Source organism: Flavobacterium xylosi (assembly GCF_042787345.1).
Lineage (GTDB): Bacteria > Bacteroidota > Bacteroidia > Flavobacteriales > Flavobacteriaceae > Flavobacterium > Flavobacterium xylosi.
In genome coordinates, this window is record NZ_JBHZPZ010000018.1 from 24,162 (window position 1) to 36,137 (window position 11,976).

An 11,976-nucleotide genomic window follows, 5' to 3' on the forward strand; every position below is an offset into this window, starting at 1 on the left:
AGATCTTAAACAGCTGTGTTTGGGTTATCTTTTTAACGAATTCCAACTTAATACTTGTTTAAAACACCTACAACATAACTAACCTCATCTATTGTCAAAACGGGACTTATGGGCAAACTCAGAACTTCATCATGAATTTTTTGAGTAATTGGAAAAGACAAATGATTCCATAATGATAAAGCCTTCTGATTGTGCGGAGGAACCGGATAATGTATTACGGTTTGAATACCATTTTGGTACAAAAATTCTTGTAACTCAAGTCTGTTTTGTGTTCGAATGACAAACAAATGAAAAACATGATTATTTGACAAATCCCAAAACGGAAGTGTTATTTTTTCATTTTTTATTTCAGATAAATAACGTTTAGCGATTGTTCTACGCTTTTCATTTTCAAGATCTAAATTCGGCAACTTTACATTTAAAAACGCAGCCTGCAATTCATCCAACCTTGAATTTATACCGATATGATCATTGTAATACTTCGTTTCCGAACCATAATTCCGAAGCGATTGAATCGTTTTGGCTAACTCCAAATCGTTTGTAGTAACAGCACCTGCATCTCCTAAAGAACCCAGATTTTTCCCGGGATAAAAACTATAGGCGGCAGCCCCCCCCGCCAACGAAGGGGGAGCTTTTTCTCGCTCTTTCGTTCCCCCTTCGGGGGTTAGGGGGCTAATTGCTCCGTGAGACTGAGCGGCATCTTCAATTATAAGTAAATCATTTGCTACAGCAATTTCATTTATCGCATCCATCTCAGCCAGTTGACCGTAAAGATGAACAACTAAAATGGCTTTGGTTTTTGAAGTAATTTTTTCTTGAATTAAATCGGGATTGATGTTGTAGGTTTCCAACTTTGGCTCGACCAAAACAGGAATCAAATCCGCTTGTGAAATAGCTAGGATACTGGCAATATAAGTGTTCGCAGGAACGATAACCTCATCGCCTTTTTGCAATTTTCCAAGTTGAATATATCCTTTGAAAATCAAAACCAAAGCGTCAAAACCATTCCCTGTTCCGATGCAATATTTGTTTCCGCAGTACTTGGCAAAATTAGTTTCAAATTCCTTGACTTCATTCCCTAAAATATACCAGCCATTAGCTAAAACTGCTTTCAATTTTTCTTGAAAAGCGGTTTCATACGGTTCGTTTATTTTTTTTAAATCAAGAAATGGTATCATATAGTATTCATTTTATAAAAATCCTGGCTATAAACAGAGCAACCTAATTCTTCTTTTTGTTTCAAAAGCCCTGCGTGATATCCATTTTCATTATCATCATTAACAATACCCATATCAAAAAAAAGCTTACCTTCTCTCTTGTATTTTTGTATTAAACTGATGAATAAAAAATCCAATGCACGCAGCTCCTCCCCTTTTTTAGTGGTAGCTCCATATTGCGATTTTACAACAATTTCAGTTTCAAATAGTGTAACTCCCGCAACAATAACATCCCCATAATAAACTGAAAACTGTTTTATATTATTGGGGAAATTTTCCTTTAACTTTGTTATTTCTTGCAGTGTGTGAACGGGTTTAGCAGCATATTTTTCTAATAGTCTTGGCGTTAATACTAATTCCCAAAAAGATTCGAATTGATTTTCTTCCACCAATTCTAAATCGAGTTCTTCAATTTTCCTGAAATGCTTTAATTTACTTTTTGAAATCGTTAAAGGCACCGCTAAATTGATGGCTAAATTCATTTCCTTTTTTTCCAAAAAAGCTCCTTTTTTAAGCAAGAAAAAATCCATTTCAGCGTTACCCTTTGAAGAATAAAAAAAAGGAATTGGTTTAAAATAAAAAGATTGTATCCCATTTCCTTTAAAAAAAGACAATAGCGAATCCAAAACATCTTCAACTTCTTTTCCTGTTATTTTAATGGAATATACTAATCCACCATACGTCAAACCTTGATGGGAATAGGCAACTTCTCCAACTCTATTCGCCGGCAAAATGGCAACTAACTTTTTACCATCAAAAATCATTAGCGAGAAATCCAAATATCGATCCTTATGGTATTCCATAAAATCACGATGGAACAAAAAAGTAGCATTTTTGGCTTGACCAATAAAGGCATTCCAATTTTCATAATCGCTTTTCTGATATTGTTTGACGTAGAAATTTTTCACTATTTAATTTTAGACTTCGTGAAAGTAATCATTTTTTTTATTTTTGTTCTAAAGCTGGCAAATACCATTTGAATTTCACGGCCATCAGACGAACTGAAATAATAACCAAAGAGGTTGTCAGGTATAAAACATCATTGTCTAAATCCAATTTTCGAAGCAGAAAAAATACAATTCCACCCAAAATACAAATTGTGGCATAAATCTCTCTCCTAAAAATAACCGGGATTTCAGTACATAAAATATCACGAATCACACCTCCAAAACAGGCCGTCATGGTTCCTAATGCAATACATATTACAGGATGAAGTCCAACACTTATACCTTTCTCGAGACCTATCAATGTAAAAACACCTAATCCAATGGTGTCAAATAAAAATAAGGAAGTTCGTAATTTGTCGAATTTTTTTCTAAAAAGTATGGCCAGAATAAATCCAATCACAATTACATAAACATAATTTAAATCCCGCATCCATCCAACAGGCGTTCTGCCAATCATGATGTCGCGTAAAGTTCCTCCGCCTACAGCGGTTACAAAAGCAATGATAAAAACACCAAAAGGATCCAGCTTTTTATTCATGGCCGTCAATGCGCCTGACATGGCAAAAGCCATCGTACCGATGATATCTAATAGATGAAACATTTAAAATATAAGATTTTGGATTTATACAAATTTAAAGAAAATACTCCTTAATAACCTACCGTCTGGACACAAGTTTAAAATAGGAAACAGACAACACTGATTAAACAGATTTACAGTAATTTTTACGCTGCTAATAGAAAGTTAAACACGAATTTCACGAATTTTCACGAATGAATTTGTGCAAATTCGTGAAATTCGTGTTTAAGATCCCATCCGATTTTTTATCCACACGGGAGCTTACTAATCGCATTTTTTAATACACTACATATTGAATTTTAGAATTTAAAAAAAGGTGGTAACTTAGCACCATAATAACTTAGCATCATTTCCATTGAAACAAATCACTTCGATACAAAATCCATACATCAAATCTTTAGTTTTATTGCAGGAAAAAGCAAAAGCACGCAAACAATCCGGAACATTTTTAATAGAAGGAAAACGTGAAATTTCAATTGCCCTAAAGGGTGGTTATGAAATAGAAACGCTATTGTTTTTGCCTGAAATTTGTTCCGAAACCGAAGCCCGAAAATTATCATCAAATACCGAGTTAATTGAGATTAACAAAGAGGTCTTTCAAAAATTAGCTTATCGGGATACTACAGAAGGTATTTTAGCTGTGGCCAAAACCAAATCGTTGCAATTATCCGATTTAAAACTATCCGAGAATCCTCTGATTCTTGTTGCCGAAGCTCCGGAAAAACCTGGGAACATAGGCGCTTTATTGCGAACGGCAGATGCTGCAAATCTTGATGCTGTAATTATTGCCAATCCAAAAAGCGATTTATACAATCCAAATATTGTGCGTTCCAGCGTGGGTTGTTTGTTTACCAATCAAATCGCTACCGGTACGACAGCGGAAATTATTGCTTTTTTGAAAGAAAGAAAAATCAATTTTTATTGTGCGACTTTACAAAATTCGACTTCGTATCACACGCAAGATTACACTACGCCAACTGCTTTAGTCGTGGGGACAGAAGCAACTGGATTGACAGAGGAATGGCGAAAAGAAGCGACCCAAAATATTATCATCCCAATGCAAGGCGAAATCGATTCTATGAATGTTTCAGTTGCGGCAGCGATTTTGATTTTTGAAGCCAAAAGACAGCGGGGGTTTTAGATTAACGATTTTTGATTGCAGATTTAAAAAAAAACATAAATAATATGAAAAATAAATTATTCATTGCGATAGCATTAGTTTCAACCACTCTTTCTTTTGCCCAAATCAGTTCAACCCAAGTTGATGAGTTAGTGAATCGTACCTTAACAGCATTCAATGTTCCAGGAATTGCGGTTGCCATTGTAAAAGACGGAAAGATAATTCATGCCCAAGGCTACGGAGTAAAATCTATTCAGACAAAAGAAAAAGTCGATGCAAATACCCTTTTTGGAATTGCATCAAACAGCAAAGCTTTTACAAGTGCGGCATTAGCGATGTTAGTGGATGAGGGCAAAATAAAATGGGATGATAAAGTCATCCAATACCTTCCAAATTTCAGAATGTACAATGATTATGTAACCCAGGAATTTACCATTCGGGATTTATTGACGCATAGAAGCGGACTCGGTCTTGGAGCAGGCGATTTAATGATTTGGCCTGACGGAAGTAATTTTACCGCACAGGATATTATTCAAAATTTGCAGTATTTGAAACCGGTTTCTGCTTTTAGAACTAAGTATGATTACGATAACTTATTATATATTGTTGCCGGAGAAGTTGTTGCCAAAGTAAGTGGTCAAAGCTGGTGCGACTTTATTGAAAAGCGCATTATGAAACCATTAGAAATGAATAATAGCGCGGCTTCCTTTTTACGACTGAAAGACAGCACCAATATTATTGCTCCTCATGTTCCAATTGCTGGAAAACTAAAAGTAATCAAACGTTATCAAAATCAATTATTTGATGCGGCTGCCGGAATTTATTCCAGTGTTAATGATTTAAGCAAATGGACCATCATGCAAATGAATAACGGAAAATATGGCGCTGAAAACAAACAATTATTCTCTGAGAAAGAACACAATCAAATGTGGCAATTGCAAACTATAATTCCTGTAACTACAAAGGCACCTTATAATACTCATTTTAGCGGTTACGGATTAGGCTGGTTTTTGAGTGATGTGAAAGGATACAAACAAGTAACACACACTGGTGGATTAGAAGGAATTGTTACTCAGGTGACCTTGATACCCGAATTACAATTAGGCATTATCGTATTGACAAACCAGCAATCCGGAGCAGCATTTAATGCGATTACCAATACAATAAAAGATAGTTATTTGGGAATTAAGTCCGAGGATTATGTTACCATTTACAGCAATAAATTGAAAGCAAATGAAGAAATTGCGGATGAAGTTACCGATGAAGTTTGGACAGCAGTCGCAAAAAATAAAAAAGAGAGAGTCAAAATTAATTTTAAAAGTCTCGTTGGTACTTTCAAGGACAATTGGTTTGGTGATATCGTCATTTCAGAAAAAAAAGGCAAATTATATTTTGCTTCAAAACGTTCCCCGCAACTTACAGGAGAAGTTTTTTACTATAAAAAAGATAATTATGTGGTAAAATGGGACAATGCCTACTTTCATGCAGACGCGCATTTATTTTTCGAATTTGATCCAACTGGAAAAGCAATTGGTATAAAAATGAAACCCATTTCCGAGTTGACCGATTTTAGTTATGATTTTCAGGATTTGGATTTCAAAAGAGTATAAAATAGTATGCCTAAAAATACTGTTTCCGGTAATTAAACATTAAATCAAAAACGAAATAATCCTTGTATATCTCCTAAGTTATATTTATTTTTAGAGATTGAACCATGCCGTTATGATAGAAATAGATTTAGAAAAAGAAAATAAAGCGATTGCTCAAGAATATAAAGAGTTGCTTCGGATTAGTTATCAAACCTTAAGTGATGAAGATAAAAAACTGATCCGTAAGGCTTTTGATGTTTCAGTAGATGCCCATAAAGACCAACGAAGAAAATCCGGTGAAGCCTATATCTTTCATCCTATTGCTGTTGCAAAAATTGTTGCGCAAGAAATTGGGTTGGGAGCTACCTCTATTGCAGCCGCATTGTTACACGATGTTGTCGAAGACACGCTAATGACAGTGCAAGATATTGAACGTTTGTTTAATCCTAAAATTGCACAACTTGTTGAAGGGTTAACCAAAATATCCTTGGTTCAGAAAGATTTGAATGCGTCATTGCAAGCCGAGAATTTCCGTAAAATGATATTGACACTTAATGATGATGTGCGCGTAATTCTTATAAAATTAGCCGATCGTTTGCATAATATGCAGACGATGGATTCGATGCAGGAAGATAAACAAACTAAAATCGCATCTGAAACCTTATACATATATGCTCCGCTGGCCCACCGTTTGGGTTTATACAACATTAAAACAAAACTGGAAGATTTAGGTTTAAAATATACGGAACCAAAGATATACAATGAAATTGTAAGTAAAATAAAAGAAACCAAAGAAGAACAGGATGCCTATATCAAAGACATTTCGGACGTACTTAAAGAATCGTTGGATGCTGAAGAAATTGATTATGTCATAAAAGGACGCCCTAAATCCATCTATTCGATCCGTAGAAAAATGCAGGCTCAAAACGTAAGCTTCGATGAAGTCTATGATAAATTTGCACTTCGTATTGTGTACAAATCAAGTAATCCACATGATGAAAAGTTTCTGGCCTGGAAAATATATTCTATCGTAACAGACCATTACAGACCGAGCCCCAGTCGATTACGTGATTGGATTTCATCCCCAAAATCTACTGGATATGAAGCCTTACACATCACGGTAATGGGACCAAAAGGACGCTGGGTAGAAGTGCAGGTGCGAAGCGAGCGCATGGATGAAATTGCCGAAAAAGGGTATGCAGCGCATTACAAATATAAAAATGGCGCTACTGAAGAAAGTGGTCTGGATGTATGGCTTAATTTACTAAAAGAAGCCTTAGAAAATTCGGAGACTAATGCTGTTGATTTTGTGGAAGATTTTAAAATGAATTTATATTCTAAGGAAATCTTTGTATTTACCCCAAAAGGAGAAATTAAATCATTGCCGAAAGGTGCGACATCACTCGATTTTGCTTTCAGTATTCACTCTGAAATAGGAATTCGCACTCGGGGAACTCGCGTAAATGGAAAGTTAGTTCCTTTAAACCATGAGTTAAAAAGCGGTGATCAAGTTGAAGTAATTACTTCCCAACATCAAAAACCAACAGTCAACTGGCTCGATTATGTGACTACTTCAAGAGCCAAAACAAAAATAAAAAACGTTTTAAACGAAAATACCAAGAAAATTGGCGAAGAAGGAAAAGAACTGTTGACTCGAAAATTAAAACATCTAAAAATAACTTTAAGCGAATCCGTTGTCAATGAATTAGTTAATTTTTTTAAATTAAAAACGAGTTTAGATTTATTTTACAGAGTGGGAATTGGTGCTATAGAAAACCAACAGCTTAAAGATTATGCTGCGCAAAAAAGCAACACTTTTATAAATTTTTTCAAAAGTAAAATAAAACGTTCAACAAGTAGCACAGCCGATGAGGATATTCATAAACCAATTATAAACAGCAACTATGATATGCTTGTTTTTGGTAAAGACCATGACAAATTAGATTATAAATTATCTCCTTGCTGTAATCCGATTCCGGGTGATGACGTTTTTGGTTTTGTAACTATAAACGAAGGAATTAAAATACACAAAAAAGATTGTCCAAATGCGATTGGGATGCAGTCTAATTATGCGTATCGAATATTGACCGCCAAATGGATTGACTCTTCTCAAGAAGAATTCAAAGCAATAATAAACATTACCGGAATGGATATATTAGGACTGACAAACCAGTTAACGAAGGTGATTTCAAATAATATGCATGTAAATATCCAGAGCATTTCTTTGAGTACTGATGCCGGAATCTTTCATGGGCAAGTGACTGTTATCGTTCAAAACAATACTATTTTGAAAAAGATGATTAACAATATCAAAAAGATTGACGGAATCGATAAAGTAACAAGGGAGTATAAAACATAAGCGAGTTTAAGATTTAAAGTATTTGATTTTTCAACTTCAAACACTAAACTTTAAAAAATAAAAATTTATCTTTGCAAGATATGACACTCATTTCCACTGATAATAACAAAAACCAAGAAATTGTAAAAAATGTTTTTACAATGTATCTTGAAAAAAAAGGACATCGCAAAACCCCAGAACGTTACGCTATCCTTCAGGAAATTTACGATAGCGAAGAACATTTTGATGTAGAGAATCTGTATATCAAAATGAAAAACAAAAACTATCGGGTGAGTAGGGCTACGCTTTATAATACAATCGAATTATTATTAGATTGTGCTTTAGTGCGTAAACACCAATTTGGTCAAAATCAGGCACATTATGAAAAATCATATTTTGATAAACAACACGATCACATAATAATGACTGATACTGGTGAGGTTATCGAGTTTTGTGATCCAAGAATTCAAAGTATTAAAAAAACAATCGAAGAAATATTCGATATAGAGATTACCAATCATTCCTTATATTTATATGGAATAAAGAAACAAAAGGACAATTTAGATGACTAATTAGTTGTCTTCGATTTAAAAAATTAACTACAAATAACATATAGAATGACGGTAGATTTATTACTAGGATTACAATGGGGAGATGAAGGAAAAGGAAAAATTGTTGATGTTCTTACTTCAAATTACGATATTATTGCTCGTTTTCAAGGTGGACCTAACGCAGGACACACTTTGGAATTTGACGGAATAAAACATGTTCTTAGAACCATTCCATCAGGTATTTTTCATAAAACTGCCATTAATATTATTGGAAACGGAGTTGTAATAGATCCTGTTGTTTTTCAAAAAGAAATTGAAGGTCTGGAGAAATTTAATTTAGATATAAAAAGCAAATTAATTATTTCAAGAAAAGCCCATTTAATTTTACCTACACACCGCTTATTAGATGCAGCTTCTGAAGCGTCTAAAGGAAAAGCAAAAATTGGTTCTACTTTAAAAGGAATTGGTCCAACTTACATGGACAAAACCGGAAGAAACGGAATTCGTGTAGGGGATATTGAATTAGAAGATTTCAAAGAACGTTACAGAGCATTGGCTGATAAGCATGAAGCGATGATTAAATTCTATGACGTTGCTATCCAATACAACTTAGAAGAATTAGAAAAAGAATTTTTTGAAGCTATCGAAGAATTAAAAAAATTGGATTTTATTGATAGTGAAGAATATTTAAACCAAGCTCAAAAAGCGGGTAAATCAATATTATGTGAAGGAGCTCAAGGTTCATTACTGGATGTTGATTTTGGAACATATCCTTTTGTAACTTCATCAAATACTACCGCTGCAGGTGCTTGTACTGGTTTAGGAATTGCTCCTAATAAAATCAAAGAAGTATACGGAATTTTCAAAGCTTACGTAACACGTGTAGGTAGTGGTCCATTTCCAACGGAACTTTTTGATGAGGATGGTGCAACTATGGCACGCGTAGGAAATGAATTTGGTTCCGTTACAGGAAGACAAAGACGTTGTGGCTGGTTAGACTTAGTAGCCCTTAAATATGCGGTTCAAGTTAATGGTGTTACACAATTAATGATGATGAAAGGTGATGTACTTTCTGGATTTGAAACTTTAAAAGTATGTACGGAATACAATTATAAAGGAGTAAATATTTCTCATTTTCCATACAACATCGAGCCGGAAAATGTAACTCCTATTTACCAAGAATTCAAAGGGTGGAAAGCTGATTTGACCGGTATGACAACTTACGATGAATTACCAACTGAATTGAAAGCATATATTGAGTTCATAGAAAAAGAAGTGGAAGTTCCTATAAAAATAGTTTCTGTAGGACCAGACAGAAAGCAAACTATTCTTAAATAAAAATACTTAACGCTCTGAAAATTCAGAGCGTTTTTTTTTTAGTTTATAAATTAAAAACATACGTATGAACAACCCAAAAATAAAAATTCAAAAAACCGAATTACTTTCTGATAATTGGTACGTTTTAAACAAGGTAACTTTTGATTATCAAAAAAAAGACGAATCTTGGATTACCCAAAAAAGAGAAGTTTATGACCGAGGAAATGGAGCTGCTATTTTACTTTACAATACAAAGCAAAAAACGGTGATTTTGACTCGTCAGTTTCGCTTACCAACTTATCTCAACGGGAATGAAAACGGAATGATGATTGAGGTTTGCGCAGGACTTTTGGATGAGGATAATCCAGAACAATGCATTATCCGAGAAACTGAAGAAGAAACTGGATACCGACTTACGAAAGTCACTAAAATCATGCAAACGTATATGTCACCCGGTGCCGTAACCGAGATTTTATATTTATTTGTTGGAGAATACGATGAATCGATGAAAGTCAATGATGGTGGCGGAGTTGCAGATGAAGAGGAGAATATAGATGTTTTAGAAATGTCTTATGACGAAGCCTACGCAATGATAGAATCTGGGCAAATAACAGATGCCAAGACCATTATGTTATTGCAATATGCAAAAATAAAAAATCTCGTTTAATAAATGAGTAATCAAACTAAAGGAGCACTATTTGCTTTATTAGCAACTCTACTTTGGTCCGTTAATATGGTAATCGCCAGCGGCATTAAAGGTCACATTCCTCCTATTGGACTGGCTTTTTGGCGCTGGACAATCGCTTGCATCGTTTTGGCTCTATTTGCCACAAAAAGTACTATTGAAAATTTCAAAATTGTAAAGAAACACATTCGGTATCTTATGCTTACCGCATTGCTGGGTATCACTATTTTTAATACGCTCATTTACTTTGCAGGAAAAACAACAACTGCAGTCAATTTATCGTTAATTGCCATTTCGATTCCGTTGTTTATTGTAGTTCTCTCCAGAATTATTTTCAAAGAGAAAGTTTCCAATATAAAAATAATTGGTATTGTAACGATAATCACTGGTGTTCTTGTACTTATTACCAAAGGTTCTCTAGCCGCATTGCTACATATCAATTTTACAATTGGAGATTTATTGATGCTTGTAACTTGTTTCTTTTTTGCCTACTACACGATATTAGTGCGACAAAAACCAGCTGAATTAACTCCAAAAGTATTTTTATTTACTGTCTTTGTTATTGGCACAATTTTCCTATTTCCTTTTTATCTTTGGGAACATATATTTTACAAAAAACTACTATTTGATACGAAAACCGTTCTCATCACCAGCTATGTCGGCATTTTTGCTTCGTTGGTTTCCTATTATTTATGGAATGAAGCAATCAGATTAATTGGCACCTCAAAAACGGCATTAATCTATTATTTAATTCCAGTGTTCAGTGGGATTTTGGCCTATTTTTTTCTGGGACAAGCTATTGTAATCACTCAGATTGTCAGTATGGGAATCATTATTACTGGTTTATTGATTACTAATCGAACGTAATTACCACTTATAAAAAAAGTACAATGAAAATTTTCATTGTACTTTTTATTCCAAATTTTACTTTATTAAGACTATTTATTGGGTTGTGGTGTCATTCTTAAATAAGGTTTCACTCTTTCGTACCCTTTTGGAAATTTAGCCGCAATATCTTCGTCTTTTACCGCTGTTGAAATCACCACTCGCTCTCCATCTTTCCAGTTTGCCGGTGTTGCTACGTTATAGTTAGCCGTCAACTGTAAGCTATCAATTACACGAAGTAATTCATCAAAATTTCTTCCGGTTGATGCTGGGTAAGTCAACATTAATTTTATTTTTTTGTCAGGCCCTATTATAAAAACCGAACGAACTGTAAAACTTTCATTCGCATTGGGATGAATCATATCGTACAATTCTGCTATATGCTTATTTTCGTCAGCGATAATAGGAAAATTGACAGTTGTATTTTGCGTTTCATTAATGTCTTTAATCCACTCCATGTGAGAATCTAATCCATCAACGCTTAATGCAATAACTTTTACATTTCTTTTTTCAAATTCAGGATAATAATTTGCCACTGTTCCTAATTCAGTGGTACAAACCGGTGTGAAATCTGCAGGATGCGAAAATAAAATGCCCCAAGAATCACCCAGCCAATCGTGAAATTTTATTTTTCCTTGAGTAGTTTCTGCTTCGAAATCTGGAGCAATATCGCCTAATCGTAATGATGCCATAATAATTTCTTTTTTATTGATTATTAACTATCTAATTTATATAATTACGAGCATTAAA

The 11,976-nt window shown here is 34.2% G+C and carries 11 protein-coding genes; 7 read left to right on the top strand and 4 right to left on the bottom strand.

Going from position 1 to position 11,976, the window contains the following annotated elements:
- Positions 1-47: 47 nt before the first annotated feature.
- The 3 genes from ACFX5E_RS13660 to ACFX5E_RS13670 are packed head-to-tail and all read right to left on the bottom strand — an operon-like array spanning position 48 to position 2,765.
- Positions 48-1,178, bottom strand: coding sequence for a DegT/DnrJ/EryC1/StrS family aminotransferase (locus tag ACFX5E_RS13660; RefSeq protein WP_379855718.1), 1,131 nt, complete (start codon positions 1,176-1,178; stop codon positions 48-50).
- On the bottom strand, positions 1,175-2,125 hold the full coding sequence (locus ACFX5E_RS13665; protein WP_379855719.1) for a FemAB family protein: 951 nt from the start codon (positions 2,123-2,125) through the stop codon (positions 1,175-1,177). Before ACFX5E_RS13665 ends, ACFX5E_RS13660 begins: the two co-directional genes overlap by 4 nt.
- Positions 2,126-2,162: 37 nt before the next feature.
- Positions 2,163-2,765 (bottom strand): trimeric intracellular cation channel family protein, encoded by a 603-nt coding sequence (locus ACFX5E_RS13670; RefSeq protein WP_379855720.1) that lies wholly within the window; start codon positions 2,763-2,765, stop codon positions 2,163-2,165.
- A 331-nt stretch (positions 2,766-3,096) separates the two neighbouring features.
- On the opposite strand from ACFX5E_RS13670, the gene ACFX5E_RS13675 reads away from it, so the two are divergent.
- The 7 genes from ACFX5E_RS13675 (at position 3,097) to ACFX5E_RS13705 (ending at position 11,208) form a co-directional block, all read left to right on the top strand.
- On the top strand, positions 3,097-3,882 hold the full coding sequence (locus ACFX5E_RS13675; protein ID WP_379855721.1) for a TrmH family RNA methyltransferase: 786 nt from the start codon (positions 3,097-3,099) through the stop codon (positions 3,880-3,882).
- A gap of 44 nt (positions 3,883-3,926) precedes the next feature.
- Positions 3,927-5,471 carry a serine hydrolase gene (locus ACFX5E_RS13680; RefSeq protein ID WP_379855722.1) on the top strand — a complete coding sequence of 515 codons (1,545 nt, stop codon included), beginning with the start codon at positions 3,927-3,929 and terminating at the stop codon, positions 5,469-5,471.
- Positions 5,472-5,583: 112 nt separating this feature from the next.
- Complete coding sequence (locus tag ACFX5E_RS13685) at positions 5,584-7,809, top strand: RelA/SpoT family protein (RefSeq protein ID WP_379855723.1); 2,226 nt, start codon at positions 5,584-5,586, stop codon at positions 7,807-7,809.
- Between the two features lie 80 nt (positions 7,810-7,889).
- Entirely contained in the window at positions 7,890-8,360 is a 471-nt protein-coding gene (locus tag ACFX5E_RS13690) for a Fur family transcriptional regulator (protein WP_379855724.1), read from the top strand.
- A gap of 45 nt (positions 8,361-8,405) precedes the next feature.
- Complete coding sequence (locus ACFX5E_RS13695) at positions 8,406-9,677, top strand: adenylosuccinate synthase (protein WP_379855725.1); 1,272 nt, start codon at positions 8,406-8,408, stop codon at positions 9,675-9,677.
- 64 nt (positions 9,678-9,741) lie between these two features.
- Positions 9,742-10,323, top strand: a complete 582-nt coding sequence (gene nudK / locus ACFX5E_RS13700) for a GDP-mannose pyrophosphatase NudK (RefSeq protein WP_379855726.1) — start codon at positions 9,742-9,744, stop codon at positions 10,321-10,323.
- 3 nt (positions 10,324-10,326) lie between these two features.
- On the top strand, positions 10,327-11,208 hold the full coding sequence (locus tag ACFX5E_RS13705; protein ID WP_379855727.1) for a DMT family transporter: 882 nt from the start codon (positions 10,327-10,329) through the stop codon (positions 11,206-11,208).
- Positions 11,209-11,279: 71 nt separating this feature from the next.
- Here the strand turns inward: ACFX5E_RS13705 and ACFX5E_RS13710 are convergent, their stop codons facing one another.
- Entirely contained in the window at positions 11,280-11,918 is a 639-nt protein-coding gene (locus tag ACFX5E_RS13710; protein ID WP_379855728.1) for a peroxiredoxin, read from the bottom strand.
- Positions 11,919-11,976 lie beyond the last annotated feature (58 nt).

Excerpts from the sequence above, each read along its gene's own strand:
- ACFX5E_RS13705 (WP_379855727.1), top strand. The coding sequence starts at position 10,327 with ATGAGTAATCAAACTAAAGGAGCACTATTTGCTTTATTAGCAACTCTA.
- ACFX5E_RS13660 (WP_379855718.1), bottom strand. The coding sequence starts at position 1,178 with ATGATACCATTTCTTGATTTAAAAAAAATAAACGAACCGTATGAAACC.
- ACFX5E_RS13695 (WP_379855725.1), top strand. The coding sequence starts at position 8,406 with ATGACGGTAGATTTATTACTAGGATTACAATGGGGAGATGAAGGAAAA.
- ACFX5E_RS13680 (WP_379855722.1), top strand. The coding sequence starts at position 3,927 with ATGAAAAATAAATTATTCATTGCGATAGCATTAGTTTCAACCACTCTT.
- ACFX5E_RS13670 (WP_379855720.1), bottom strand. The coding sequence starts at position 2,765 with ATGTTTCATCTATTAGATATCATCGGTACGATGGCTTTTGCCATGTCA.
- ACFX5E_RS13690 (WP_379855724.1), top strand. The coding sequence starts at position 7,890 with ATGACACTCATTTCCACTGATAATAACAAAAACCAAGAAATTGTAAAA.
- nudK (WP_379855726.1), top strand. The coding sequence starts at position 9,742 with ATGAACAACCCAAAAATAAAAATTCAAAAAACCGAATTACTTTCTGAT.
- ACFX5E_RS13710 (WP_379855728.1), bottom strand. The coding sequence starts at position 11,918 with ATGGCATCATTACGATTAGGCGATATTGCTCCAGATTTCGAAGCAGAA.
- ACFX5E_RS13685 (WP_379855723.1), top strand. The coding sequence starts at position 5,584 with ATGATAGAAATAGATTTAGAAAAAGAAAATAAAGCGATTGCTCAAGAA.